Here is a 25,673-nt window from a genome sequence, read left to right on the forward strand (position 1 = left end):
GTTACCGTCCCCGCCCGTGACCACGATGCTGCTCGACGCCGCCAGCCTCTACTTCCGGGCGTTCTACGGCGTCCCGACCAGCGTGACCGCGCCCGACGGCCGGCCGGTCAACGCCGTCCGCGGCTTCCTGGACATGACCGCCCGGCTGCTCACCGCGCACGCCCCCGACCGGCTGGTGGCCTGCTGGGACGACGACTGGCGGCCGGCGTTCCGGGTCGCGGCGCTGCCGTCGTACAAGGCACACCGGCTCTCCCCCGACGGCGGCGAGGAGACCCCCGACGAGCTCGGCCCGCAGGTGCCGGTGCTCGTCGACGTCCTGGCCGCGGCCGGCATCGCCCGCGTCGGGGCGGCGGGCTACGAGGCCGACGACGTCATCGGCACGCTGGCCACCCGCGCCCGCGGGGCGGTCGACGTCGTCACCGGCGACCGGGACCTGTTCCAGCTCGTCGACGACGCCCGCGGCATCCGGGTGCTCTACACCGCGCGCGGCATCACCGACATCGAGGTCGTCGACGAGGCCGCGGTGACCGCCAAGTACGGCATCCCCGGGCGCGCCTACGCCGACTTCGCGGTGCTGCGCGGCGACCCCAGCGACGGGCTGCCCGGGGTGGCCGGCATCGGCGCGAAGACGGCCGCGGCGCTGGTCAGCGAGTTCGGCGACCTGGCCGGCATCCGCGCGGCCGCGGCCCGGACGGTGGTGCCGAGCGCGCCGCTGACCGGAGCGGTCCTCAAGCGGCTGCACGCCGGCGCGGAGTACCTCGACGCCGCGCCGGTGGTGGTGGCCGTGGCCCGCCACATCGACCTGCCGGCGGTCGAGGGGACGTTGCCCCGCCGGCCGGCCGACGCCGCGGCGCTGGCCGGGCTGGCCGAGGCGCACGGACTGCGCTCGTCGCTGGGGCGGCTGGGCGCCGCGCTGGGCTGGCCGGCCGGCGTCCTCGACTGAGGACGCCGGCCGGCGGGGCCGGTCAGGCCGGGAGGGGTCCGCCCGGGCGACGTCCCTCAGGCGACGTCCCTCAGGCGACGTCCCTCAGGCGACGTCCCAGGTGTAGGCCGCGGAGTCCTCGTCGGTGATCGCGACGCGGATCGTCACGTCCTCGTCGTCCTCGGTGGTGCCCGAGCACTCGTAGGTGGCGCCATTCTCCACCACCATCTCCTGCTCGCAGCTGACCTCGATGCCCACGCCGAAGGTCTCGCTGAACTGCTCGGCGATGTCGCGCTCGGCACGGCCGCCGTCGAGGACGTTCCGGCCCAGCACCAGCGGCAGCACGACGGCCGCGGCGATGACGACGACGGCGAGCGCCACCAGGCCCAGGATCAGCCCGGTCCGCGACTTCTTCGGCTGCTGGCCGAAGCCCGGCTGCCCGTAGCCCCCCGGCTGCCCGTACTGCCCGGGCTGCTGGCCGTACTGGGGCTGCGCGTACTGGCCGGGCTGCCCGTACTGCCCTCCCGGCTGCCCGTACTGCCCTCCCGGCTGCCCGTACTGCCCTCCCGGCTGCCCGTACTGCCCTCCCGGCTGGCCGTACTGCCCGGGTTGCCCGTACCGGCCCGGCTGTCCCGGCTGCTGGCCGTACTGCCCCGGCTGCCCGTACTGCCCCGGCTGGCCACCCTGCGGGGGGTTGGTCATCGTCGCTCCTGCTCGTTCCCGTCGACCCATCCGGGTCCTCCCATGACACTGCGTCACAAGAGCGGGGCGATTGTGCACCACCGGACGGCCCGCACGGCCGCCGCGCGCCGCGGCCCGGCCCGCCCGGGTCAGCCGCTGACGGCGACCGCCACCACGCCGCGCCGGATCCGGCCCACCGCGGCCCGCGCCACCCCCGCCACCGCCTCGTCGGCCACCTTCGCCAGCTGGTCGAGCACGTCGACCAGCTGGCGCGCCCACCGGACGAAGTCGCCGCCGGAGAGCTCCGTGCCGGCCTGCTCGGCGCCGGCGAGCACCCGGTCGAGGGTCTGCCCGTCGGCCCACCGGTACGCCGCCCACGCGAACCCCAGGTCCAGGTCCCGGGTGGCCGGCAGGCCGCGGTCGAGCTCGACGTCCTGCAGCCGCGAGCGGATCCGGCGCATCTCGCCGATCGCGGCGGCCACCGCCCCGCCCGGCACGGCCGGCTGCCCCGGGGTCTCCCGGCGTGCCTCGAACACCAGCGTGGACACGGCGGCGGCGAGCTCGGCGGGGCCCAGGCCGCGCCAGGCGCCGGCGCGCAGGCACTCGGCGACGAGCAGGTCGCCCTCCGACCAGATGCGGGCCAGCCGGCGGCCCTCCTCGGTGACCCGCGGGACGTCGTCGACCGCCGCGACCTCGTCGCTGTCGACCGGCACCAGCGGCGCCGGCTCGGGCACCAGGTAGCCCAGCTCCTCGAGGACGTCGCAGGTGCGGTCGAACTGCCGGGTCAGCGAGCCGGTGCGCTCGGCCATCCTGCGGTGCGTGGCCTCGGCGTCGGCGACCGCCCGCAGGTACCGCTCGGCGAAGCGGACCCGCTCCTCCCGGTCGGGCAGGGCGTGCACCGGGTGGTTGCGCACCGCCCGGCGCAGGTCGGCCAGCACCGGGTCGTCGGCGGCGGCCGAGCGGTGCTTGACCCGCCGGGCGCCCAGGTCGTTCTCCAGGCGGGCGGTGCGCAGCGTGGAGGCCAGGTCGCGGCGGGCGTGCGGGCTGCGGTGGTTGAAGTTCCGCGGCACCCGCACCCGGGCCAGCGCGGTGACCGGCGTCGGGAAGTCCACGCTGCCCAGCCGGCCGGCCCACTTGTCCTCGGTGAGCACCAGCGGCCGGGGGTCGGCCAGGTCGGTGATCCCCGGGTCCAGCACGACGGCCAGGCCCTGCCGGCGGCCCGAGGGCACCCGGATGACGTCGCCGGGGCGCAGCGCGGCCAGCGCGTCGGCGGCCTCCATCCGGCGCTTGGCCGCCGAGTCGCGGGACAGCTCCCGCTCCCGGTCGGCGATCTCGCGGCGCAGCCGGGCGTAGGCGAGCACGTCCCCGCCCTCGGTGGCCATCTCCGCGGCGAACCGCTCGGCGTCGCGCTCGGACCGCGCGGCCTGCCGGGCCAGCCCCACCACCGAGCGGTCGGCCTGGAACTGGGCGAAGGAGGAGGCCAGCAGCTCCCGGGCGCGGGCCCGGCCGAACGAGCCGACCAGGTTGACCGCCATGTTGTAGCTGGGCCGGAAGCTCGACCGCAGCGGATAGGTGCGGGTGCTGGCCAGCCCGGCGACCACCGAGGGGTCCATGCCCGGCGCCCAGACGACGACCGCGTGCCCCTCGACGTCGATGCCGCGCCGCCCGGCCCGCCCGGTCAGCTGGGTGTACTCCCCCGGCGTGACGTCGACGTGCGCCTCGCCGTTCCACTTGACCAGCCGCTCGAGCACCACCGTGCGGGCGGGCATGTTGATGCCCAGCGCGAGGGTCTCGGTGGCGAACACGGCCTTGACCAGGCCGCGCACGAAGCACTCCTCGACGGTCTCCTTGAACGCCGGCACCAGCCCGGCGTGGTGGGCGGCGATCCCGGCCAGCAGCCCCTCGCGCCACTCCCAGAAGCCCAGGACGTGCAGGTCCTCCTCGGGCAGGCCGGCGGTGCGCTCGTCGACGATGCGGGCGATCTCGGCGCGCTCGGCCTCGTCGGTCAGCCGCAGCCCGGACTGCAGGCACTGGGCGACGGCGGCGTCACAGCCGTTGCGGCTGAAGATGAAGGTGATCGCCGGCAGCAGCCCGGCCCGGTCGAGCCGCTCGACCACCTCCGGCCGGGCCGGCGGCCGGTAGCGCGGCCGGTGCCAGTCGCGGTCGCGGCGGCCGCCGCCGTTGCCGCCGCCCCAGGTGTCCAGCCGCCGCTCGTACTCGCGCACATAGCGCACCAGCTCGGGGTCGACGACGCTGGCACCGCGCTCCCGGGTGGACTGCTGGCGCGGGTCCCCGCCCTGCTCGGCGGCGTGCGCGGCCGGCCGCAGGCTGAACAGGTCGAACACCCGGTTGCCGACGAGCATGTGCTGCCACAGCGGGATCGGCCGCACCTCGCTGACGACGACCCGGGTGTGCCCGCGCACGGTGACCAGCCAGTCGGCGAACTCCTCCGCGTTGCTCACCGTCGCCGACAGCGACACCAGCGTCACCGACTGCGGGAGGTGGATGATCACCTCCTCCCACACCGCGCCACGGAAGCGGTCGGCGAGGTAGTGCACCTCGTCCATGACCACGTAGCCGAGGCCGTCGACGGCCGGGGACTCCGCGTAGAGCATGTTGCGCAGCACCTCGGTGGTCATCACCACCACGGGCGCGTCGCCGTTGACGGCGTTGTCGCCGGTGAGCAGGCCGACCCGGTCGGCGCCGTAGCGGTCGACCAGGTCGTTGTACTTCTGGTTGGACAGCGCCTTGATCGGCGTCGTGTAGAACGCCTTGCGGCCCTCCGCGAGCGCCTTGTGCACCGCGAACTCGCCGACGACGGTCTTGCCGGCCCCGGTGGGGGCGCACACCAGCACCCCGGCGCCCTCGTCGAGCGCCTCGCAGGCCTCCACCTGGAACGGGTCGAGGGAGAACCCGAGCCCGGCGGTGAAGTCGGCCAGGGTCGGGTGCGCGCTGCGCCGCCGGGCAGCCGCGTACCGCTCGGCGGGGCTGGACATGTGCTCCACGTTAGGCGCTCGCCCGGCGGGACGCCGCGTCGGCCGACTGTGCTCGACAGTTGGGGATAACGGACGGACGTCGGCGCGGCGGACCGGCGTCCTCCCTCACCGCAGCGCGTCCTCCCTCAGCGCGCACCGTGCGGGAGGACCCGCCACGATCAGGTCACCTGATCGTGGCGCCGCCCCCACGGCCGCTGCCCAGCACGCGCAACGCGCCGGGCACCGCCTTGGCGACCACCGGCAGCGCCGCCACCGGCTCCCCGTCGGCCCAGGCGGTGATCCCGGTCCCGGCCAGCTCCACCCGGGCCGCGCGGTGCACGGTGACCGCCGGGTGCTCGACGTGCGTGCCGGCGGTGAGCTGCGGCCGGGTCCGCACCAGCTCCCGCCGCGACACCGGACCCACCACGGTGACGTCGAGCAGCCCGTCGGCGGGGTCGGCGGCCGGGCACACCCGCATGCCGCCGCCGTACCAGGCGGTGTTGCCGACGGCGACCAGCGTGACCGGCACCGTCCGCGCCGCCCCGTCCAGGGTCAGCACCACCTCGCGGGGCCGCAGCCGGGCCAGCTCGGCGAGGATCGCGACGTCGTAGCGGCGCGGGCCGCGCGGCCAGCGCAGCCGGCCGGCCCGGTCGGTGACCGCGGAGTCGAACCCGCAGCACAGCACCGTGGCCCACCAGCGGCCCCCGGCCCGGCCGGCGTCGACCGGGCGCACCTCTCCCCCGCGCAGGTCGGCGGCGGCCGCGGTGGCGGCGGCCACCGGCTCGGGCGGCACGCCCAGCGCCAGCGCCAGGTCGTTGCCGGTGCCGGCCGGGACGACCGCCAGCGGCGTGCCGGTGCCCGCGACCGCCTGCAGCGCGGCGTGCGCGGCGCCGTCCCCGCCGACGGCCACCACCGCCCCGGTGCCCGCCGCCACGGCCCCGGCGGCGGCCCGCTCGGCGGCGGCCCGGGTGGACGCGTCGAGCACCCGCGGGGCCAGCCCGCCGCGGGTCAGCGCGTCGAGGACCGCGCCGGAGACCAGCCGGGCCCGGCCCCGCCCGGCGGCGGGGCTGACGAGGACGGCGACGTCGATCCTGGTCCCCGCGCCGGTGTCCACCGTGCCTCCCCGCCGGTCGGAGCCGGGCTCTCCCGTGACACGTTCGTGCATCTTCGCAGCTCCAGCCGCCGCGGGCACTGGGACACCCGACCGGTGCGGGTGCATGATGTCGCCGCCCGACCGATCTCGATCAAGACCTCACCGACCGACTTCCCCGCGGACCGGGTGAGTTCCTGCCGCCTATCCCAGGAGGAGTCATGCAGGTCGTCATCGCCGGTGCCGGCATCGCCGGGCTCACGGCGGCTCTCGCCTTCGCCCGTCAGGGGCACCGGGTCGGGCTCGTCGACCGGGACACCACCCCGCCACCCGGGGACGTGGCGGGCGTGGAGGCATGGGAGCGGCGCGGCGTCGCGCAGTTCCACCAGCCGCACGCCTTCCTGGCCCGGCTGTATGGAGAGCTGGCGGCCGCGCTGCCCGACGTCCTCGCGGCGCTGATGGCACGCGGCGCCTGCCCGGTGGACCTGCCCGACAGCCTGACCGCCCTGTGGTGCCGGCGCAGCACGCTCGAGTGGGTGCTGCGCGCCGCGGTGGAGGCCGAGCCGGGAGTGCAGCGGGTCGACGCCGCCGTCCGCGAGGTCGCCGTCGACCGCGGCCGGGCGTGCGGGGTCCGTCTCGCCGACGGCTCCCTGCTGCCCGGCGAGCTCGTCGTCGACGCCACCGGCCGGCGGGGACGGCTCTCCCGTCCCTGGTTGCGCGAGGTGGTCGACGCGCCAGCCGACGAGGTGTACGTCTCCCGCCGCTACCGGCTGAGGCCCGGTGCCGGGTTCGGCACGGTGAACCGGAACGTGATCTCGGTGGCCGAGGGCGACGGCTACGCGCTGCTGGTGTTCCCCCACGACGCCGGCACGTTCTCCGTGTGCTTCACCCGCCTGCCGGACGACCCGGAGCTGGCGCCGCTGCGGGGGCAGGCCGTCTTCGACGCGGCAACGCAGGTGGTGCCCCTGGCCGCGGAGTGGACCGAGCCCGCGCGGGCCGAGGCCGTCTCTCCGGTCATGGTCATGAGTGGCCTGCGCAGCATCTTCCGCACCCTCGACGACACCGCCCCGCTGGGACTGGTTCCCCTCGCCGACGTCGTGTGCACCACCAATCCGCACTTCGGCCGGGGTCTGTCGCTGGCGGTGACGCACGCGCTGCGGCTGGTCAGCGCCGTGGCCGCCGCCCCGGACGACGCCGGCGCGTGGCGGTCGGAGGTCGACTCCTGGGTCGACGGCGAGCTGCGCGCGTGGTTCGACGACGCCCGGATGACCGACGTGGCACGGGCTCAGGCCTGGCGCAACGTGCGCGACGGCCGCCCGCCGATGACCGGCCCGCCGGCCGGGCAGCAGCCGGTTCCCCACCTGCTCGTGCTGGCCGCCGCCGGCGCCGATCCCGTCGTGGGTCGGGCCGTGCTGCGGCACATGCACATGGTCGACCCGCCTGCCGCCCTGACCGCAGTGCGCCCCCGGGTCGCCGAGATGCTGGCCCAGGGCTGGCTGCCCGGACGGCCGGCGCCCCGGGCCGAGCACCGGCGCGACAGTCCGGTCACCGCCGGCGACAGCGGCGTGTTGGGCTCGGGCCTGCCGCGGGAGGCCGCCATCGAGCGCCCGGCCGGCCCGCCGCCGGGAGCGCCGGTCGGCCCACCGCGCCGCCTGCTGGTCGAGGCGCTGGCCGCGGTGCCGCCGGACCCCGCCCTCCCCCGCTGATCCCCGCAGGCGGAGCGGCCGGCCCGCTGATCCCGCGGCGGACCGGCCGCACGAGCGGTCTGTCCTCAGCGGGAGCGGGCGCCCGGCCGGTCGGCCGGCGCGGCGTCGTCGGCCGCGAGCTCCGCCTGCGAGGTCGGGGTCGCGTCCAGCCGGGAGGGGCGGGCGTCGAGCGGGGAGGCCTCGTCGTCGGACAGGCCGTGGAAGTGCTCGAGCGCGTCGCGCTTGGCCCGCCGCTTGTCCACGACCCGGGCGACCTGGATGGCCAGCTCGAACAGCACCACCATCGGCAGCGCCATGGCCAGCATGGTGAACGGGTCCTGCGTCGGGGTGACGAACGCGGCGAACACGATGGTCAGGAAGAAGATCCAGCGCCGGCTCTTCGCCAGTGCCGCGTGCGACAGGACGCCGACCAGGTTCAGCGCGATCGCGATCAGCGGCAGCTCGAAGCTCAGCCCGAAGGCCACCAGCAGGCTGATCACGAAGCCCAGGTAGTCCGGCGCGGTCAGCTGGAAGGCCACCTCGTCACCGGCGAGCCCGAGCAGCAGCTCCAGCCCCTTGTAGAGGGTCACGTAGGCCAGCACCGCGCCGAGGGCGAACAGCAGCGTGGAGGCGGCGACGAAGGTGACCGCGTAGCGCTTCTCGTTGCGCTTGAGGCCCGGGGTGATGAACGCCCACAGCTGCCACAGCCAGAACGGCGAGGACAGCACGGCCCCGGCGATCAGGCCGATCTTCAGGCGCAGCAGCACGCCGCCGAACACGTCGAGCACGACCAGGCGGCAGTTCTCGTCGCCCTGGAAGCGCAGCTCGGCCGGCAGCGAGCAGTAGGGCGCGCTGAGGAAGGTCAGCAGCCCGTGGTCGTACCAGAGGAACCCGACGACGGTGCCCAGCGCCAGCGCCAGCAGCGCCTTGGCGATGCGGTTGCGGAGCTCGGTGAGGTGGGCGACGAGGGACATCGTCGCCTCGGGGTCCCGGGGCGGTCGCCGGCGCCGGCGGCGCGGCAGCCGCGCGGAGGACCCGCTCACGTCCCTGCTCCCGGGTGTGCTCAGCGGGGGTCGGCGACGCCGGGGCGCGCGGCGCGCGCCCGCAGCTCGGCCGCGCGCGCCTCGGCCGCGGCCGCCTCGGCCTCCAGCTGCGCCCGCCGGTCACGGTCGGCGGCGTCGAGCTGGGCCGGGGCCGGCGGCACCACCGCGGCGGCCGCCGGTGCACCCGCCGGGGCGCGGGTGTCGTCGTCCTTCATGCCCTTCATCTCGCCCTTGAAGATGCGCAGCGAGCGGCCCAGCGAGCGCGAGGCGTCGGGCAGCTTCTTGTAGCCGAACAGCAGCAGGACGGCCAGGATGATCAGGCCGATCTCCAGCGGGCCGAGGTTCATGCGTCCTCCAGGTCGAGTGGACGAGGCGATGCTACGCCGCGCGGTGCCCGTCCCCGGCGTGCCGGACGGGCCGGGGACGGGCGTTCAGCAGCCGTTCAGCCGTCGCTGGTGCGGCGTTGGTCCTGCAGCGCCGCCGCCCGGGCCGCGGTGGCCTGCGCCTGCTCGAGGAAGGGCCGCACGTCCTGCTCGGCGCCCTCCAGCTCGCGGGCCAGCCGCCGGCCGGCGCCGAGCAGGCCGTGCACGAGCACGCCGAGCACGACCAGGGACAGCACGACGACGGCGATCCACACGACCCACAGCACGACGACGACCCTAGGACGCGGCGCCCTCGACCCCGTAGCGGGCCAGCGCGGCGCGGGCGTCGGCCGCCACCGCCGCGGCCAGCTCGGCGGGCTCGTCGACGGTGGCCGCGCCGCCCAGGGAGGCCACCAGCCGGCGGGCCCAGGCCAGGTCGGCGGTGCGCAGCGCGACGGCCAGCCCGCCGGGCGGGTCGGTGACCTCGCGGACGTCCTCCACCGGGTAGTACTCGGCCACCCAGCGGGCGGTGCGGGCCAGCCGCAGCCGCACCACTGGCGCGTCGGGGGCGGGCTGGTACACCCCGGCGGCGATGTCACGGGGCGCGGCCTGCGGCGGGGGGGCGGCCGGCTCGTCGAGCACCCGGACCTCGTCGATGCGGTCCAGCCGGAACAGCCGCACGCCGGCGACCTCCCGCGACCACGCCTCCAGGTACCAGCGGCCGTCGACCAGGTGCAGCCGCATCGGGTCGACGGTGCGCTCGGTGCGCTCGTCGCGGGTGGGCACGTAGTAGTGCAGGTGCAGCGCCCGCCCCCGCTCGAGCCCCTCCCGGACGACGGCGAGCGCCTGCTCGCGGGCGTCGACCGACAGCGCCACCGGGGTGACCCGCTCGGCGGCGTGCCCGGCGGCGGCCGACACCTTCGCCAGCGCCCGGCCGACCGCGTCCTGCTCGGCCAGCCCGGGCAGCTCCAGCAGGGTGCGCAGCGCGACCACCAGGGCCACCGCCTCGTCGGTGGTCAGCCGCAGCGGCCGCACCATGCCGGCGGTGAAGGTGACCCGCACCCGGTCGCCCTCGAAGGACAGGTCGATGAGGTCACCGGGGCCGTAGCCGGGCAGGCCGCACATCCACAGCAGCTCCAGGTCCCGGCGCAGCTGCCGCTCGGGGACGCCGAAGTCGCGGGCCACCTCCGCCAGCGGCACCCCCTCCGGCCGCGCGGTCAGGTAGGGCACCAGCGACAGCAGCCGGGTCATCCGCTCGTTGGTCGCCGGGCTGCTCACGGCCGGTCCCCCATCGCGGCCAGCCGGGTCAGCCGCTCGACGACCGCCGCCCGTACCTCCGCCGGCGCCTCGACCACCACGTCCGGGCCGAAGGAGGCCAGCTGGTCGGCCAGCCGCCCCGGCTCGGTGGTGCGCAGCTGCAGCCGGTCCTCGCCGTCGTCCCCGGCACCCAGCGGCTGCGCCCAGCGGCGCAGCCCGACCGCGGTGCCCGGCCGGGCGCGGACGACCACCAGGTGCTCCCCACCCCCGCCGGAGCGGTCGGACTGCCGGGCGACCAGGGCGGCGAGGTCGAGGTCGGCCGGCGGCTCGAAGGCGTTGTCCGGGCCGCTCGCCTTCGGCGTGCCGACCACCCGGGAGAGCCGGAACACCCGGGGGGCCTGCCGGTCGAGGTCGAGGCCGACGAGGTACCAGCGGCCGTGCCAGGCCACCACGCCCCACGGCTGCACCCGGCGGCGGGCGGGGGTGTCCTCGTCGGGACGGCGGTAGTCGAAGTGCAGCTCGCGGCGGTCGCGGGCGGCGGCGTAGCAGGGCTCGAAGGCCGGCTCGTCGGAGTCCAGCCGCGGCTGGATGGGCAGCGTCCGCCCGGGGTCGACGTCGAGGCCGGCGGCGCGCAGCTTCACCAGCGCGCTGTGCGCCGCGCCGGCGAGCTGGGCGGACTCCCACAGCCGCAGCGCCAGACCGACGGCGGCGGCCTCCTCGCCGGTCAGGGTGATCTCGGGCAGCTCGTAGTCGGCGCGGGCGATGCGGTAGCCGTCCTCGGTGTCGAAGACGCTGGTGCGGCCGGTCTCCAGCGGCACGCCCATCTCGCGCAGGTCGGCCTTGTCCCGCTCGAACATCCGCTTGAACGCCTCGTCGGCTCGGGCGGTGCCGTCGTCGGGCTCGTAGCCGGGCACGATCGCGCGGATCCGCGCCGCGGTCACGTACTGGCGGGTGCCCAGCAGCGCGATGACCAGGTTGACCAGCCGCTCCGCCCGCTTCGCCGACACGGGCCCAGGCTAGTCAGACCGCGCCGGTCGCACCCGGTCCGGTCCGCGCCCGCCCGGCACGCTGGTTAGCGTGTCCGCGTGGGGGACGAGACGACGGTGCAGGGCAACGGGCAGCGCATCCGCTGGCGACGCGGGCGGGTGACCGCGACCGGGCGCAGCTGGCGCGACGCGGTGGAGCTGACCGTGGAGGTGCCCGGCGACGGCGAGGTGCGGTCGCTGGCGCACCCGTCGCTGGTCGGCGTCCCCGAGGTCGGCGACGAGGTGCTGCTCAACACCACCGCGTGGGCGCAGCGGCTGGGCACCGGCGGCTACGCGCTCGTCGTCGCCGTCCCCGACCGGCTGCCGCCCGACCCGGCCGGCCCCGGGCACCTGGTCAAGGCCCGGTACACGCCGATGCAGGTCAGCGTGCAGGGCGTCGACGAGCAGGACACCGAGCACCACGCCGCGATCGCCGAGGCCGAGGACCTCGGCGGCATGCCGGTCGTCGTCGCCGACCTGCACTCGGCGCTGCCGGCCGCGCTCATCGGCGTGTTCGCCACCGACCCCGACCTCAAGGTCGCCTACGTCATGACCGACGGCGGCGCGCTGGTCGCCGGGTTCTCCCGCACGCTGCACACCCTGGCGCCGTCGCTGACCGGGGTGGTCACCGTCGGGCAGGCCTTCGGCGGGGACCTGGAGGCGGTCACCCTGCACACCGGCCTGCTCGCCGCCCGGCACGTGCTCGGCGCCGACGTCGCGGTGGTCACCCAGGGCCCGGGGAACCTGGGCACCGGCACCCCGTGGGGCTTCTCCGGCGTGGCCGCGGGCGAGGCGTGCAACGCCGTCAGCGTGCTCGGCGGGGAGCCGATCGGCGCCCTGCGGATCTCCGACGCCGACCCGCGCCCGCGCCACCGCGGCGTGTCCCACCACTCGCTGACCGCCTTCGGCCGGGTGGCGCTGGCCGGGGTGACGCTGGTGGCCCCGCGCGGGCTGGGCTCGGAGCTCGGGCAGCAGGTCGAGGAGGACCTGGCCGGGCAGCCCGAGCGCAACCGGGTCGTGTGGGTCGACGTCGACGGGCTCGACGAGGCGCTGCAGCTGTCCCCGGTGACGCTGTCGACGATGGGCCGCGGCTGGCCCGAGGAGCGCGCGTACTTCCTCGCCGCCGCCGCGGCCGGCCGCTACGCCGCCCTGCGGGTGCCGCTGCCCGAGGACGCCTGACCCCCTGTGCACTTCCGCGGAAGTGCACAGGTCACATGCTGGCGATGAGCTTCTCCACCCGCTCGTCGACGCTCTTGAACGGGTCCTTGCACAGCACGGTCCGCTGCGCCTGGTCGTTGAGCTTGAGGTGCACCCAGTCGACGGTGAAGTCGCGCCGCTTCTCCTGCGCCCGGCGGATGAACTCCCCGCGCAGCTTGGCGCGGGTGGTCTGCGGCGGCACGTTCTTGGCCTCGAACACCCGCGGCTCGTGCGCCACCCGCTCCACCTGGCCGGCCCGCTCGAGCAGGTAGTACAGCCCGCGGGTGCGGGAGATGTCGTGGTAGGCGAGGTCCATCTGCGCCACCCGCGGCGAGGACAGCGACAGGTCGCGCTTGGCGCGGTAGCGCTCGATGAGCGAGAGCTTGATGGCCCAGTCGATCTCGCGGTCGATGAGCGAGAGGTCGCCGGTGTCGACGGCCTTGATCACCCGCCCCCACAGCTCGAGCATCTGCCGGTGCACCGGGCCGAAGCCCTCCCGGTCGACGAACTCCGCCGCCCGCGAGTGGTACTCCGCCTGGATCTCCAGCGCCGACATCTCCCGGCCGTTGGCCAGGCGGACCTTGCGCCGGCCGGTGGTGTCGTGGCTGATCTCGCGGATGGCCCGGATCGGGTTCTCCAGCGCCATGTCCTTGATCGGCACCCCGGCCTCGACCATCCGCAGCACCAGGTCGGTGATCGTGACCTTGAGCAGCGTCGTCGTCTCGCTCATGTTCGAGTCGCCGACGATGACGTGCAGCCGCCGGTAGCGCTCGGCGTCGGCGTGCGGCTCGTCGCGGGTGTTGATGATCGGCCGCGAGCGGGTGGTGGCCGAGGACACGCCCTCCCAGATGTGCTCGGCGCGCTGGCTGACGCAGTAGATCGCCCCGCGGGGGGTCTGCAGCACCTTGCCCGCGCCCACCACCAGCTGCCGGCTGACCAGGAACGGGATGAGGACGTCGGCCAGCCGGCTGAACTCCCCGTGCCGGCCGACGCAGTAGTTCTCGTGGCAGCCGTAGCTGTTGCCGGCCGAGTCGGTGTTGTTCTTGAACAGGTAGATGTCGCCGGTCACGCCCTCCTCGGCCAGCCGCTGCTCGGCGTCGACCAGCAGGCCCTCGAGGATCCGCTCACCGGCCTTGTCGTGGACCACGAGCTCGACGAGGTCGTCGCACTCGGCGGTGGCGTACTCGGGGTGGCTGCCGACGTCGAGGTAGAGCCGCGACCCGTTGCGGAGGAACACGTTGGAGCTGCGCCCCCACGACACCACGCGGCGGAACAGGTAGCGCGCGACCTCGTCCGGCGACAGCCGGCGCTGTCCCCGGAACGTGCACGTGACGCCGTACTCGGTCTCGATGCCGAAGATCCGTCGGTCCACGGACCGAGCCTAGGCGCCGGATGCGACTCCGGCCGTTTCCCGCCGCGGCCCGTCGGTCAGGACGCTCCGGACCCGCTGCCGGTACCGCCGTCGGTGCCGCCGCCCTCGCCGTCGGCCGGGTCCTGCTGAGGGCCGCTGCCCTCCCCGGTGCCGGCCGCGCCGCCCGCGGTGTCCGGCGCGGCGGGGTCGCCGAGACCGGCCGGGGTGCCCGGCTGCGGCGCGCTGGGGGTGTGCGCGTGGGTGGCGCCCTCGGTGGCGGCGTCGCCGGTCGCCTTCTCCCCCAGCAGCGACCGCAGGGCGGCGCCCACCACCCGCCGGAACGCCCGCTTGGGCCGCCGCCGGTCGAGGACGGCGACCTCGAGCTGGGTGGCGGCGAGCAGCTCGCCGTGCCCGTTGCCGCTCGACATCGCCGGGCTGACCGCCGACAGCGCGCGGACGCCGACCATCAGCGCCTCCCCCAGCGGCAGGCCCGCCCGGAAGTTCTCCCGCAGGTGGCCGGAGACGGCCTCGGCCTGCCCGCCCATGACGACGAAGTCGGGCTCGTCGACGACCGAGCCGTCGAAGGTCAGCCGGTAGAGCTGGTCGCCCTCGGGGTCGGTGCCGACCTCGGCGACGCACAGCTCCACCTCGTAGGGCTTCATCTGCTCGGTGAAGATCGCGCCGAGGGTCTGCGCGTAGGCGTTGGCGATGACCCGGCCGGTGACGTCGCGCCGGTTGTAGGAGTAGCCGCGGACGTCGGCCAGCCGCACCCCCGCCACCCGCAGGCTCTCGAACTCGCTGTAGCGGCCGACGGCGGCGAAGCCGATCCGGTCGTAGATCTCGCCCACCTTGTGCAGCGTGGAGCTGGGGTTCTCGGCGATGAACAGCACGCCGTCGGCGTAGGTGAGCACGGCGACGCTGCGGCCGCGCGAGATGCCCTTGCGGGCGTACTCCGAGCGGTCCCGCATCAGCTGCTCGGGCGAGGCGTAGTACGGCATGGTCATGGCGGTCAGGCCCCCCGGTCGACGTTCTCGCGGTCGGCGGCGGCCCGCTCGGTGACGATGGTGTCGGCGACCTCGGCGACCTCGGCGTCGGTCAGCCGCACCGCACCCTCGGCGTCGACGCGGTAGACGATCGGGTACAGCCGCCGCACCGGGTCGGGACCGCCGGTGGCGGAGTCGTCGTCGGCGGCGTCGTAGAGCGCCTCGACCACGGTGCGGGTGGCGGTGTCGCCGTCGAGACCCTGCCGCCAGGTCTTCTTCAGCGAGTTCTTGGCGAACAGCGAGCCCGAGCCGACCGCGGCGTAGCCGCGCTCCTCGTAGTTCCCGCCGGTGACGTCGTAGCTGAAGATCCGGCCCGGGATGGCGCCCGGGGCGGCGTCGAGGTCGTAGCCCGCGAACAGCGGGACGACGGCGAGGCCCTGCAGCGCGGCGCCGAGATTGCCGCGGATCATCTGGGCGAGCCGGTTGGCCTTGCCGTCGAGGCTCAGGGTGAGCCCCTCGATCTTCTCGTAGTGCTCGAGCTCGACCTGGTAGAGCCGGACCATCTCGATGGCGATGCCCGCGGCGCCGGCGATGCCGATGACCGACCACGAGTCGGCCGGGTAGACCTTCTCGATGTCGCGGCTGGAGATCAGGTTGCCCATGGTGGCGCGGCGGTCGCCGCCCATGAGCACGCCGTCGGCGTAGGTGACGGCGACGATCGTGGTGCCGTGCGGGGTGAGGTCGCCGGCGTTCACGGTGGGCAGGGGGCGTCGGCCGGGCAGCAGGTCGGGAGCGGTGACGGCGAGGAAGTCGGTGAACGAGGAGCCCACCCGGTCCAGGTAGGCGGGCGGGAAGCCGCTCCGGCCGGTGTGCGACTGGGTCAACCCGTCCACCTCTCCGCCCCTCCCGGGGTCGCTCCTCGACGTGCCGCGGGCGACCCGCGGCGGCTCGTCGCCGACCCTACCGGCGCTGCTGGCGGCCCACCTGCGGCACGGACCGGTCGGGCGGCCGGCGGCGGTGCCCCGTCCGGCCCGGGGACGGTCCGGGTCCGTCGCGGTGCCCGTGCCACCGCCGCCGTCGTGTGCGGAAGTTGGGGATAACGGTCGACCGCCCGCCGACCTCGTGCTCGTAGGGGATCGCCTGCGTACCGGAGCCGGGTTCAGCGGGCTGCCGGCCGCTCCAGGGAGGCGATCAAGGCCGCCACCCGGGCGCGCACCAGGTGGTGCGTGGGACAGCCGGCTCCGCGGCGACGCAGCTCGAGGCCCCCAGGGCGGGGCGACCGTCGCTGCCCCCGTGACACGCGCTGGCGAGGCACCGGCTCGTCGACCGTCCGGCCCTGCGCCGCGCGGTGGCGCTCGACGTACCCGGCGGCGGCCCGCAGCACCACGGGGTCGTCCTTGAACTGACCCAGGTCGCCGTTGCAGTTGAAGCAGAGCAGCTGGCGCACCCGGCCGGTGGCGTGGTCGTGGTCGACGTGCACCGCCGGTTCCACCTCGCAGATGGCACACATGCCGCCCTGTGCGGCGAGCATCGCGTCGGCTTCCTCGGCCGTGATGCCGTAGCGCCGCTTGAGGTGATAGGTCCGCGATCCGCCCGCCTTGTCCTTGGAAGCCTTACCGCGGATGTTGTGACAGGGCTTGCAGTAGGTGTACACGCCACTGGGGTTCGCAGTGGTCGTGGGAAAGTCCGAGACGGGCTTGACGGTGTCGCAGTCCGGACACCACTTGGACCCCGACGGCACATCTCGACCCACTGGGAAGCGGCGGCTCGGCGCACCGAGCTGCCGCCGTCGAGATTCCTGGGACCTCGCCCGCGCATGGTCGCGGCAGTAGAACGCCAGGCCGTCGGCTCGGCGCCTGTCGCGGGTGAACTGGTCGACCGGACGGTCGGTGCCGCAGTCAGGACACCATTTCGAGGCGACCATTCAAGCCGCTATTCCGGATAGCCGTAATGGGCTTTCACTGGCCCCCTTTTTGCACATATGAGCGAACGAATTCCTCCGCATTTTCCTCGAGGACGTCGTCGATTTCATCGAGAATGGCGTCGACGTCCTCGGACATCTCCTTGTGCCGCTCGGCGACCTCGGTGTCGACCGACGCCTCGACCTCCTCGGTCTCCTCCCGGGTGCGGGTGGTCCGCTGCTGCCCGCCGGTGTCCCTGGTGGCCATGTGCCCTCCCCTGGTGCACGCCGAGTGCGTGTCCCCGCCGAAACTACCCGCAGGTACCGACATCCAGCCCCCTCAACGGGCGGCGCCCAACCGTTCGAGCAGCGCGTCCCGGATGGCCGGCCGGGAGCCGAACACCAGCAGGAACACCGCCTCCCGCGCCGTCCGCTCGGCGACGCTGCCCGCGCGGGCCGCCCCGCTGCCGCCAGCGACCGCCAGCGCGCCGGCGGCTCGGTGGGCCAGGGCGGCGGCCTCGGCCCGGGCGGCAGGCAGGTCCGCCGGACCGGCGGCGTCCAGCCGCGCCCGGACGGCGTCGAGCTCGGCGTCCAGCGACGAGGGACCGACCAGCCGCGTGCAGCGGCGGACCAGGCCGAGGGCCAGCGAGCCGTTGACCCGCAACCCGGCCGCGTCCGCCGCCCGCACCTCGGCCACCGGGGTGGTGCCCAGCAGCCGCCCGGCCGGCACCCGGTGACCGGTCAGCCGCAGCTCCACGGTCGCGCTGGCCTGCACCGCCGCCAGCGACTGCGGCACCGCCTGCAGGGTCGGCCCCTCGACGGCGTCGACGAGCGCGTAGGCCACGTCGTCGCCGTCGCGGGCGGCGACGAGCAGCACGTCGACCAGCCCCCAGCCGGTCACCCACGGCACGGCCCCGTCGAGCACCGGGTCCCCGCCGTCCCGCCGCAGGGTGACCGGCGCGGCGTCCGGGCGGGTGGCCGCCTGCAGCGCGATCCCGCCCCGCCGCCGGCCGCGGCACAGGTCGGCCAGCAGGTCCGGGTGCGTCCCGGCGGCGGCCAGCCGGCCGACGGCGCCGTGGTGCTGCAGCCAGACGAACGCGGTCGCGAGGTCGCCGGCCGCGAGCTCCTCGACGACCGCGGCGAGCGTCGCGCCGTCGGCGCCTCCTCCCCCGGCGGCGGGCGGGCCGACCAGCCCGTACAGGCCGGCTCCGGCCAGGGCGTCGAGGTGCCCGCGCGGGAGGACGCCACCGGCGTCGACGGCGGCGGCCGCGGGCGCGAACAGCTCCTCGGCCAGCCGGCGGGCGACCTCGACCGGGGCGGTCACTCAGCCGCCGGTGATGGTGTCGACCAGCTCCTGCGCGCTCGACGTCGACTCGAACAGCACGCCCACGTGGTCGCGGGTGCCCTTGAGCGGCTCCATCGTCGGGATCCGCACCAGGTTCTCCCGCCCGAGGTCGAAGACCACCGAGTCCCACGACGCCGCGGCCACCTGCGCGGGGAAGCGCCGCAGGCACTCGCCGCGGAAGAACGCCCGGGTGTCGCTGGGCGGGGTCACCATCGCGCGGGTCACCTCCTCGTCGGTGAGCAGCCGCTGCATCGAGCCGCGGGCCACCAGCCGGTGGTAGAGCCCCTTGTCCGGCCGGACGTCGGAGTACTGCAGGTCGACCAGCTGCAGCCGGGAGTCGCCCCAGCCCAGCCCGTCGCGGGACCGGTAGCCCTCGAGCAGGCGCAGCTTGGCCGGCCAGTCGAGCCGGTCGGCCAGCCGCAGCGGGTCGTCGGCGAGGGCGTCGAGGACCTCGGCCCAGCGGCGGAGCACGTCGGCGGTCTGCGCGTCGGCCCCGCCGGTGCGCTCGACGAAGCGGGCGGCCTGGTCGAGGTAGGCGCGCTGGACGTCGACGGCGGTCATCCGACGGCCGTCGCGCAGCCGGACCAGGCGGGTCAGCGAGGGGTCGTGGCTGACCGCCTGCAGCGTGGCCACCGGCTCCTCCACGGTGAGGTCCTCGGTCAGCGCCCGCGCCTCGATCATCGCCAGCACGAGCGCCGTCGTCCCGACCTTGAGGTAGGTCGCCAGCTCGGCGAGGTTGGCGTCGCCGACGATCACGTGCAGCCGGCGGTACTCGTCGGGGTTGGCGTGCGGCTCGTCGCGGGTGTTGATGATCGGCCGCTTGAGGGTGGTCTCCAGGCCCACCTCGACCTCGAAGAAGTCCGCGCGCGAGGAGATCTGGAAGCCCTGGGTGCGGCCCTCGGTGCCGATGCCGACCCGGCCGGCGCCGGCGAACACCTGCCGGGTGACGAAGAACGGGATCAGCCCGCGGATGATCTCGATGAACGGCGTCCGCCGGTCCATCAGGTAGTTCTCGTGCGCGCCGTAGCTGGCGCCCTTGCCGTCGGTGTTGTTCTTGTACAGCTGGATCGGCTGGGTGCCCGGGATGCGCGCGGCCCGGCGGGCGGCCTCGGCCATCACCCGCTCCCCCGCCTTGTCCCACAGCACGACGTCGCGGGGGTTGGTGACCTCTGGCGTGGAGTACTCGGGGTGGGCGTGGTCGACGTAGAGCCGGGCGCCGTTGGTGAGGATGACGTTGGCCATCCCCGAGTCCTCCTCGAGGTCGTTGTGGTCGAGGGCCTGGGCCGGGGAGAGGTCGAACCCGCGGGCGTCGCGCAACGGCGACTCCTCCTCGAAGTCCCACCGCGGCCGGCGGCGGGTCGGCGCGTCGGCCACCGCCCAGGCGTTGACCACCTGGCTGGAGAGGGTGGTCGGGTTGGCCGTGGGCTGCCCGGGCACCGAGATGCCGTACTCGACCTCGGTCCCCATCACCCGCCGAACGCTCATGCGACCGAGACTAGGCCCCGCCGGCGGGCCGCCCCGCGGCGCCGCGGCAGGTCAGGCGCGCACGCTCGTCGTCGTCCGGCCGCCGCCCGCGGGGACCAGGACGCACCGGCCGTAGGGGTACTCCGGCCACTCCGCGGGCGTGTCGGTCCAGACGTCGACGACGTAGCCGGCCGGCACCGCGCCGCCGCCGTAGTCCTCGGCCACCGCGGTGCAGGTGCCCACGACCGACCGGCGGGTCTCCTCGTCCGGGTGCGGCGCGCCCTCGGGCAGGTCGGCGACCTCGGTGCCGACCGGCTCGGCCTCGTGCGGCTCCGAGCACGGCACCACGGTGTAGTCGGCCACCGACCCGACGAAGCACGTGCGGTGCCGGGCGGCGTCCTCGCCCTGCAGCGCGCCGGCCAGCACGCCGGGCGCGGTCTCGGGCACGAGGTAGCCGTGGAAGACGTCGCAGCGGATCCAGCGCGCGCCGGCGGCCCACTGGTCGGCGTCGGGCAGGTAGGGGGCGAACCAGGCGTAGGGGTCGTCGAGGGCGTCCCCGCCCAGGTACTCGCGGACGACGTCGAGGTCGCACAGGTCGGCCAGGGCGCCGCTGATCGGGCTGTCGGGGTCGTCGAGGTCGGCCTGCGTCGGGCGGGGGGCGTCGTCGGCCAGCCCGCTCTCCCCCACCACGGCCGTCTCGGCGTTGTGGGAGCCCGAGCAGTCGGCCCGGTCGGGTGGGTCCAGCGGCGTGCCCTCCTGGCCCTCGGCGATCGTCCAGCAGGTGCCCACCAGCGGGGGCTGCGCGGGGTCCAGCGAGCCGGGGTCGGCGGGGGGCACGGTCGGCTTGGCCACCTCGAGGGCGGCGTAGGAGGCCGAGCCGTGGACGGTGTCGGCGCACCCGGTGACCAGGAGCACGGCGAGCAGCCCACCCGCACCGCACCGGTGTGCACGCCGCATGCTCCTGGCCTTCCCGCCGGGATGACCTGGCCCCTCCACCGGGCCCGGGCATCCCGGCGGGCAACCAGGTAGCACGCGGCGACGAGGGGCGCAACGGCCCCGGGCCGCGGCGCGGTGCCCGGCCACCCCGTGCCGGCGACGGGGTGGCCGGGACCGGCTCAGAGGTACTGGCCGGTGTTGGTGGCCGTGTCGATGGCGCGGCCGGAGTCGTTGCCCTTGCCGCTGATGAGCGTGCGGATGTAGACGATCCGCTCGCCCTTCTTGCCCGAGATCCGTGCCCAGTCGTCGGGGTTGGTGGTGTTGGGCAGGTCCTCGTTCTCCTTGAACTCGTCGACGCAGGCCTGCATCAGGTGGCCGACCCGCAGGCCGCGCGAGCCGGTCTCCAGGCTCTCCTTGATGGCCATCTTCTTGGCCCGGTCGACGATGTTCTGCAGCATCGCCCCGGAGTTGAAGTCCCGGAAGTACAGGACCTCCTTGTCCCCGTTGGCGTAGGTGACCTCGAGGAAGCGGTTCTCCTCGCTCTCGGTGTACATCCGCTCGACGGTGCGCTGGATCATCGCCTGGATGGTCGCCTCGGCGCTGCCGCCGTTCTCGGCGAGGTCGTCGGGGTGGATGGGCAGCGACGGCGTCAGGTACTTGCTGAAGATGTCGCGGGCGGCCTCGGCGTCGGGCCGCTCGATCTTGATCTTCACGTCGAGCCGGCCGGGGCGCAGGATCGCCGGGTCGATCATGTCCTCGCGGTTGGAGGCGCCGATGACGATGACGTTCTCCAGGCCCTCGACGCCGTCGATCTCGCTGAGCAGCTGCGGGACGATCGTGGACTCCACGTCGGAGGACACGCCCGACCCGCGGGTGCGGAAGATCGAGTCCATCTCGTCGAAGAACACGATGACCGGCGTGCCCTCGCTGGCCTTCTCCCGGGCGCGCTGGAACACCAGCCGGATGTGCCGCTCGGTCTCGCCGACGTACTTGTTGAGCAGCTCCGGGCCCTTGATGTTGAGGAAGTAGGACTTGGCCTGCCCCTCCCCCTTCACCGCGGCGACCTTCTTGGCCAGCGAGTTGGCCACCGCCTTGGCGATGAGCGTCTTGCCGCAGCCGGGCGGGCCGTAGAGCAGGATGCCCTTGGGCGGGCGCAGCTCGTACTCGCGGAACAGGTCGGCGTGCAGGAACGGCAGCTCGACGGCGTCGCGGATCTGCTCGATCTGCCGGGCCAGGCCACCGATGTCGGAGTAGTCGATGTCGGGGACCTCCTCGAGGACGAGCTCCTCGACCTCGCTCTTGGGGATCCGCTCGTAGACGTAGCCCGACCGGGACTCCAGCAGCAGCGAGTCACCGACCCGCAGCGGCTGGTCGGTGAGGGAGTCGGCGAGGAAGACCACGCGCTCCTCGTCGGTGTGGCCGATGACCAGCGCGCGCTGGGTGACGCCGTCGAGGGGCTCGAGCAGCTCCTTGAGCATGACGACGTCGCCCTGCTTCTCGAAGCCGAGCGCCTCGACGACGTTCATCGCCTCGTTGAGCATGACCTCCTGGCCGGGGCGCAGCGCCTCGCCCTCGACCGCCGGGGAGACCGACACCCGCAGCTTGCGGCCGCCGGTGAAGACGTCGACGGTGCCGTCGTCGTGCCGGCCGAGGAAGACGCCGTAGCCCGACGGCGGCTGGCCGAGCCGGTCGACCTCCTCCTTGAGCGTGACCAGCTGCTCGCGGGCGTCGCGCAGCGTGCCGGCCAGCTTGTCGTTGCGCTCGGAGAGGAAGGCCGCGCGGCCCTCCGCCTCGGCGATCCGCTCCTCCAGCACCCGCACCTGGCGCGGGCTCTCGGACACCTTGCGGCGCAGCAGGCCGATCTCCTCCTCGAGGTAGGAGATCTGGGCGAGCAGGGCGGAGACGTCACGCTCGCGCCGCGCTCGGAACTCGTCGGGACCATCGCCATGGCCGGGGCCCATCGCGCACCTCCGCACACATCAGGGGGAGCCAGGAGGCAAATCTATACACGCCGACCGACACCCTGCCCGGGGCTCGCGCGGGAGGTGACGCGCCTGAGCGGCCCCGGTGCAGGGGCCCGCCCCGAGCCTGCGAGGGGTGGGGGGCACCGGGGTCCTTCTACTTCTGCGGACGGCGCTGGCGCACCGGGGCGACGACGCCCTCCGCCAGCCGGCGGGCGGTCACCAGGAACGCGGTGTGGGCGACCATGCGGTGCTCGGGACGCACCGCGAGGCCGACGGCGTGCCAGGGGCGCACCAGCGACTCCCAGGCGTAGGGCTCGGTCCAGCAGCCCTGGGCGCGCAGCGCCTCGACGTAGGTCGACAGCTGGGTGACCGTGGCCACGTAGCCGACGAGCACGCCGCCGGGGCGCAGCGCCGCGGCGACGGTGGGCAGCACCGCCCAGGGCTCGAGCATGTCGAGCACGACCCGGTCGACGACCTCCTCGGCGGGGTGGTCGGCGAGGTCGCCCAGCCGCAGGTCCCAGGTGTCCGGCACCCCGCCGAAGAAGGCGCCGACGTTGCCGCGGGCGACGTCGGCGAAGTCCTCCCGCCGCTCGTAGCTGGTCACCCGGCCGTGCTCGCCGACGGCGCGCAGCAGCGAGCAGGTCAGCGCCCCCGACCCGGCGCCGGCCTCCAGCACCCGCATGCCGGGGCCGATGTCGCCGCTGCCGACGATCTGCGCGGCGTCCTTGGGGTAGATGACCTGGGCCCCGCGCGGCATGGACAGCACGAAGTCGGCCAGCAACGGCCGCAGCGCCAGGTAGCCGGTGTTGGCGGTGGAGTGCACGACCGAGCCCTCGGGGGCGCCGATGAGGTCGTCGTGGGCGATGGCGCCGCGGTGGGTGTGGAACTGCCTGCCCGGTTCGAGGACGACGGTGTGCAGCCGGCCCTTCGGGTCGGTGAGCTGCACCCGGTCGCCGGCGGCGAAGGCGCCCGGCACCGGCGAGGGAGCCTCCTGCCCCCCGCGGCTCCCGGGAGCGCGCTCGGGGACCGGGTCGGAGGCGGGCGCGGGCGCGGCGCTCGCCGCGGTCTGGCTGGGCTCGGGCTGCGGGTCCACGGGCGGCCAGCCTAGGCGAGCGGCCGGACGGGTCCGTCCGGCGCGGGCACTCGGAACTGTCGGAGGAGCGACCTAGCCTCGAACCCATGACGGCAGTCGTCTTCCCCGACACGGCACCCGGTGACGGTGAGCAGTCCCCCGGAGGGACCGCGCCGCGCCGGCCGTCGCTGTCGCCCAGCCGTGCGGCGGACTTCAAGACCTGCCCGCTGCTCTACCGCTTCCGCACCATCGACCGGTTGCCCGAGAGGCGCAGCGCGGCGGCGGTGCGCGGCACCCTGGTGCACGCCGTCCTCGAGCGGCTCTACGACCTGCCGCAGGCCCAGCGCACCGTCGAGGCCGCCCGTGAGCTGGTCGGCCCGGCGTGGGAGGAGCTGCGCGCCGACCCGGAGGTCGCGGCGCTGTTCGCCCCGGGCGAGGACGGCGAGCAGCCGCCGTCGCTGGAGGCGTGGCTGGAGTCGGCCGGCAAGCTGGTCGAGACCTACTTCCGGCTGGAGGACCCGACCCGCATCCAGCCCGAGGGCCGCGAGCAGCTGGTCGAGGTGACCCTGCCCGACGGGCTGCTGTTGCGCGGCTACGTCGACCGGCTCGACGTCGCCCGCAACGGCGCGCTGCGGGTGGTCGACTACAAGACCGGCTCGATGCCGCGGGAGGCGTTCGAGGCCAAGGCGCTGTTCCAGATGAAGTTCTACGCCCTGGTGCTGTGGCGCACCCGCGGCGTGGTGGCCAGCCAGCTCAAGCTCATCTACCTCGGCGACGGCGAGGCCCTCACCTACGCCCCCGACGAGGGCGAGCTGGTGCGCTTCGAGCGCACGCTGCTGGCGATCTGGGCGGCGATCGAGCGGGCGGTGGCCACCGGCGACTTCCGGCCCAACCGCACCCGGCTGTGCGACTGGTGCGACCACCAGGCGCTGTGCCCCTCCTTCGGCGGCACTCCCCCGCCGTTCCCCGCCGAGGCGGCGGCCGCGGCCGGGTGGGCGACGCTGCCGGTCGTCGAGCGCGACTGACGGCGAGCCCCTCACCGCTCGCGAGCCCACGCGCGGTGGCCGTCCGCCGGTGCCGTTCCCGGTCGGTGCCCTCCTGGTCGGTGCCGCCCACGGCCGTGTCCGTGGCAGCGTTGGGGATAACGGTACGAACAGCGGAACGCGCCCGGTCCCGTTGACCGGCGCGGTGCCCGGCACCAGCGTCGGGCCCGCCACCGTCCCCGACCCCGGGGGGCCCGCATGCGGGGATACCGGGCCGAGCGCGCCTTCGACGGCGAGCGGCTGCTGCCCGGCGGTGCGCTGGTGCTCGTCGAGGACGGCCGCATCGCCGGCGTCGAGCCCGCGTGGGCCGCCGCACCCGACGGCACCGAGGTGACCGCCCTGCCGGGGACGACGCTGCTGCCCGGGCTGGTCGACACGCACGTGCACCTCTGCGGCGACGCCGGCCCGCGGGCGCTGGACCAGCTGCCGGAGCTGACCCCCGACCAGGTCGACGCGATCGTGGCGAGGAGCCTGCAGCAGCACCTGGCCGCCGGGGTGACCACGGTGCGCGACCTGGGCGACGTCGACTGGGCCGTCGTCGAGCGGGCGCCGCGCACCGGGCCCACCGTGGTCGCGGCCGGGCCCCCGATCACCTCACCGGGCGGGCACTGCTGGGCGATGGGCGGTCAGGCCCGCGGCGTCGAGGCGCTGCGGGCCGCGGTGCGGGAGCGCGCCGGGCGCGGTGCCGGGGTGGTGAAGCTGATGGCCAGCGGCGGGCTGCTCACGCCGGGCACCGACGCGACCGCCTGCCAGTTCACCGACGCCGAGGTGCGGGCGGTGGTCGACGAGGCGCACCGGCTCGGCCTCCCGGTGACCGCGCACGCCTACCCGCTGGCCGCCATCCGGCAGGTGGTGGCCGCCGGCGTCGACGGCATCGAACACGCCCTGTGCCTGGACGGCGCCGGCTGGGGGATCCCACCGGACCTCACCGCGGACCTCGCCCGCGCGGGCACCGCCGTGTGCCCCACGCTGGGCACCACGCCGGGCAGCCTGCCCGCGCCACCCGCCCGGGAGCTCTTCACCCGCCTCGGGCTCACCCAGGAGGCCCGCGCGGCGGAGTGCGCCCGGCTGCACGGGGCCGGCGTGACGCTGGTCAGCGGGGTCGACGCCGGCATCACGCCGGGCAAGCCGCACGGGATCCTCGCGCGGGCCGTCGCCGCGCTCGCCGGCGGCGGGCTGCCTGCGGTGGCGGCGCTGGCGACGGCGACCTCCGCGGCGGCCCGGGCCTGCGGCCTGGGCGGGCGCACCGGACGGCTCGCACCGGGCCTGGACGCCGACCTGCTGCTGGTCCACGGCGACCCCACGACCGACCCGCTCGCGCTCGAGCGGGTCGCGCTCGTCGTCTCCCGCGGCCGCGAGGTGGTGCCGGCGGCCTGAC

23 protein-coding genes are annotated in these 25,673 nt (G+C 75.3%); 5 read left to right on the plus strand and 18 right to left on the minus strand.

Annotated elements, in window-relative coordinates; translation table 11 throughout:
* Window positions 1–25 precede the first annotated feature (25 nt).
* The gene (locus tag ACI79V_RS13025) at window positions 26–943 is read left to right on the plus strand and encodes a 5'-3' exonuclease (RefSeq protein WP_456889957.1); all 918 of its coding nucleotides are present in this window, start codon (window positions 26–28) and stop codon (window positions 941–943) included.
* An 84-nt stretch (window positions 944–1,027) separates the two neighbouring features.
* On the opposite strand, the gene ACI79V_RS13030 is transcribed toward ACI79V_RS13025, so the two are convergent.
* The 3 genes from ACI79V_RS13030 to ACI79V_RS13040 form a co-directional block, all read right to left on the minus strand.
* A complete protein-coding gene (locus tag ACI79V_RS13030; protein ID WP_456889865.1) occupies window positions 1,028–1,624 on the minus strand; it encodes a DUF4333 domain-containing protein in 597 nt (198 codons plus the stop codon).
* 128 nt (window positions 1,625–1,752) lie between these two features.
* Complete coding sequence (locus ACI79V_RS13035; RefSeq protein ID WP_456889868.1) at window positions 1,753–4,599, minus strand: DEAD/DEAH box helicase; 2,847 nt, start codon at window positions 4,597–4,599, stop codon at window positions 1,753–1,755.
* 163 nt (window positions 4,600–4,762) lie between these two features.
* Window positions 4,763–5,692 carry a diacylglycerol kinase family protein gene (locus ACI79V_RS13040; RefSeq protein ID WP_456889870.1) on the minus strand — a complete coding sequence of 310 codons (930 nt, stop codon included), beginning with the start codon at window positions 5,690–5,692 and terminating at the stop codon, window positions 4,763–4,765.
* 197 nt (window positions 5,693–5,889) lie between these two features.
* Here ACI79V_RS13040 and ACI79V_RS13045 point away from each other — a divergent pair, with 197 nt between their 5' ends.
* Window positions 5,890–7,374, plus strand: coding sequence for an FAD-dependent oxidoreductase (locus tag ACI79V_RS13045; protein WP_456889872.1), 1,485 nt, complete (start codon window positions 5,890–5,892; stop codon window positions 7,372–7,374).
* Window positions 7,375–7,439: 65 nt separating this feature from the next.
* Here the strand turns inward: ACI79V_RS13045 and tatC are convergent, their stop codons facing one another.
* From tatC to ACI79V_RS13070, 5 genes are all read right to left on the minus strand, one after another.
* A complete protein-coding gene (tatC, locus tag ACI79V_RS13050) occupies window positions 7,440–8,396 on the minus strand; it encodes a twin-arginine translocase subunit TatC (RefSeq protein ID WP_456889875.1) in 957 nt (318 codons plus the stop codon).
* 20 nt (window positions 8,397–8,416) lie between these two features.
* Window positions 8,417–8,743 carry a Sec-independent protein translocase subunit TatA gene (tatA, locus tag ACI79V_RS13055; RefSeq protein WP_456889877.1) on the minus strand — a complete coding sequence of 109 codons (327 nt, stop codon included), beginning with the start codon at window positions 8,741–8,743 and terminating at the stop codon, window positions 8,417–8,419.
* Window positions 8,744–8,838: 95 nt separating this feature from the next.
* Window positions 8,839–9,045, minus strand: a complete 207-nt coding sequence (locus ACI79V_RS13060; RefSeq protein WP_456889879.1) for a hypothetical protein — start codon at window positions 9,043–9,045, stop codon at window positions 8,839–8,841.
* Window positions 9,046–9,055: 10 nt separating this feature from the next.
* A complete protein-coding gene (locus ACI79V_RS13065) occupies window positions 9,056–10,036 on the minus strand; it encodes a helix-turn-helix transcriptional regulator (protein ID WP_456889881.1) in 981 nt (326 codons plus the stop codon).
* The gene (locus tag ACI79V_RS13070) at window positions 10,033–11,022 is read right to left on the minus strand and encodes a helix-turn-helix transcriptional regulator (RefSeq protein ID WP_456889883.1); all 990 of its coding nucleotides are present in this window, start codon (window positions 11,020–11,022) and stop codon (window positions 10,033–10,035) included. The genes ACI79V_RS13065 and ACI79V_RS13070 overlap by 4 nt, the downstream gene beginning before the upstream one ends.
* 78 nt (window positions 11,023–11,100) lie before the next feature.
* Between ACI79V_RS13070 and ACI79V_RS13075 the strand changes: the two genes are divergently transcribed.
* A complete protein-coding gene (locus ACI79V_RS13075) occupies window positions 11,101–12,219 on the plus strand; it encodes a DUF3866 family protein (RefSeq protein ID WP_456889885.1) in 1,119 nt (372 codons plus the stop codon).
* Between the two features lie 31 nt (window positions 12,220–12,250).
* Here ACI79V_RS13075 and pafA read toward each other — a convergent pair whose 3' ends face one another.
* The 10 genes from pafA to ACI79V_RS13125 all read right to left on the minus strand — a co-directional run bounded on the left by pafA (window position 12,251) and on the right by ACI79V_RS13125 (window position 23,273).
* Window positions 12,251–13,609: a Pup--protein ligase gene (pafA, locus tag ACI79V_RS13080; RefSeq protein ID WP_456873268.1), complete on the minus strand. Its 1,359-nt coding sequence runs from the start codon at window positions 13,607–13,609 to the stop codon at window positions 12,251–12,253.
* A gap of 56 nt (window positions 13,610–13,665) precedes the next feature.
* Window positions 13,666–14,592, minus strand: coding sequence for a proteasome subunit alpha (gene prcA / locus ACI79V_RS13085; RefSeq protein ID WP_456889887.1), 927 nt, complete (start codon window positions 14,590–14,592; stop codon window positions 13,666–13,668).
* Between the two features lie 5 nt (window positions 14,593–14,597).
* On the minus strand, window positions 14,598–15,455 hold the full coding sequence (prcB, locus tag ACI79V_RS13090) for a proteasome subunit beta (protein WP_456873270.1): 858 nt from the start codon (window positions 15,453–15,455) through the stop codon (window positions 14,598–14,600).
* A gap of 275 nt (window positions 15,456–15,730) precedes the next feature.
* Window positions 15,731–16,225, minus strand: a complete 495-nt coding sequence (locus tag ACI79V_RS13095; RefSeq protein ID WP_456889888.1) for an endonuclease VII domain-containing protein — start codon at window positions 16,223–16,225, stop codon at window positions 15,731–15,733.
* Between the two features lie 304 nt (window positions 16,226–16,529).
* Complete coding sequence (locus ACI79V_RS13100; protein ID WP_456889891.1) at window positions 16,530–16,739, minus strand: ubiquitin-like protein Pup; 210 nt, start codon at window positions 16,737–16,739, stop codon at window positions 16,530–16,532.
* A 72-nt stretch (window positions 16,740–16,811) separates the two neighbouring features.
* Window positions 16,812–17,795, minus strand: coding sequence for an acyl-CoA dehydrogenase family protein (locus ACI79V_RS13105; RefSeq protein ID WP_456889892.1), 984 nt, complete (start codon window positions 17,793–17,795; stop codon window positions 16,812–16,814).
* The gene (gene dop, locus ACI79V_RS13110; RefSeq protein WP_456889894.1) at window positions 17,796–19,301 is read right to left on the minus strand and encodes a depupylase/deamidase Dop; all 1,506 of its coding nucleotides are present in this window, start codon (window positions 19,299–19,301) and stop codon (window positions 17,796–17,798) included.
* Window positions 19,302–19,352: 51 nt separating this feature from the next.
* Window positions 19,353–20,237 carry a septum formation family protein gene (locus ACI79V_RS13115; RefSeq protein WP_456889896.1) on the minus strand — a complete coding sequence of 295 codons (885 nt, stop codon included), beginning with the start codon at window positions 20,235–20,237 and terminating at the stop codon, window positions 19,353–19,355.
* 158 nt (window positions 20,238–20,395) lie between these two features.
* Window positions 20,396–22,177 (minus strand): proteasome ATPase, encoded by a 1,782-nt coding sequence (gene arc, locus ACI79V_RS13120; protein WP_456873276.1) that lies wholly within the window; start codon window positions 22,175–22,177, stop codon window positions 20,396–20,398.
* Between the two features lie 157 nt (window positions 22,178–22,334).
* The gene (locus ACI79V_RS13125) at window positions 22,335–23,273 is read right to left on the minus strand and encodes a tRNA (adenine-N1)-methyltransferase (protein ID WP_456889898.1); all 939 of its coding nucleotides are present in this window, start codon (window positions 23,271–23,273) and stop codon (window positions 22,335–22,337) included.
* Window positions 23,274–23,359: 86 nt separating this feature from the next.
* Between ACI79V_RS13125 and ACI79V_RS13130 the strand changes: the two genes are divergently transcribed.
* Window positions 23,360–24,277 (plus strand): RecB family exonuclease, encoded by a 918-nt coding sequence (locus ACI79V_RS13130; protein WP_456889900.1) that lies wholly within the window; start codon window positions 23,360–23,362, stop codon window positions 24,275–24,277.
* Window positions 24,278–24,493: 216 nt separating this feature from the next.
* Window positions 24,494–25,672 carry an amidohydrolase family protein gene (locus tag ACI79V_RS13135; protein WP_456889902.1) on the plus strand — a complete coding sequence of 393 codons (1,179 nt, stop codon included), beginning with the start codon at window positions 24,494–24,496 and terminating at the stop codon, window positions 25,670–25,672.
* Window position 25,673 lies beyond the last annotated feature (1 nt).

It is taken from the genome of Geodermatophilus sp. SYSU D00700 (assembly GCF_054050255.1).

Bases quoted from the DNA above. Each gene is read 5' to 3' on its own strand.
- ACI79V_RS13025 (WP_456889957.1), top strand. From the start codon at position 26: ATGCTGCTCGACGCCGCCAGCCTCTACTTCCGGGCGTTCTACGGCGTC.
- ACI79V_RS13030 (WP_456889865.1), bottom strand. From the start codon at position 1,624: ATGACCAACCCCCCGCAGGGTGGCCAGCCGGGGCAGTACGGGCAGCCG.
- ACI79V_RS13035 (WP_456889868.1), bottom strand. From the start codon at position 4,599: ATGTCCAGCCCCGCCGAGCGGTACGCGGCTGCCCGGCGGCGCAGCGCG.
- ACI79V_RS13045 (WP_456889872.1), top strand. From the start codon at position 5,890: ATGCAGGTCGTCATCGCCGGTGCCGGCATCGCCGGGCTCACGGCGGCT.
- tatA (WP_456889877.1), bottom strand. From the start codon at position 8,743: ATGAACCTCGGCCCGCTGGAGATCGGCCTGATCATCCTGGCCGTCCTG.
- prcA (WP_456889887.1), bottom strand. From the start codon at position 14,592: ATGACCATGCCGTACTACGCCTCGCCCGAGCAGCTGATGCGGGACCGC.
- ACI79V_RS13100 (WP_456889891.1), bottom strand. From the start codon at position 16,739: ATGGCCACCAGGGACACCGGCGGGCAGCAGCGGACCACCCGCACCCGG.
- dop (WP_456889894.1), bottom strand. From the start codon at position 19,301: ATGAGCGTTCGGCGGGTGATGGGGACCGAGGTCGAGTACGGCATCTCG.
- ACI79V_RS13115 (WP_456889896.1), bottom strand. From the start codon at position 20,237: ATGCGGCGTGCACACCGGTGCGGTGCGGGTGGGCTGCTCGCCGTGCTC.
- arc (WP_456873276.1), bottom strand. From the start codon at position 22,177: ATGGGCCCCGGCCATGGCGATGGTCCCGACGAGTTCCGAGCGCGGCGC.
- ACI79V_RS13130 (WP_456889900.1), top strand. From the start codon at position 23,360: ATGACGGCAGTCGTCTTCCCCGACACGGCACCCGGTGACGGTGAGCAG.
- ACI79V_RS13135 (WP_456889902.1), top strand. From the start codon at position 24,494: ATGCGGGGATACCGGGCCGAGCGCGCCTTCGACGGCGAGCGGCTGCTG.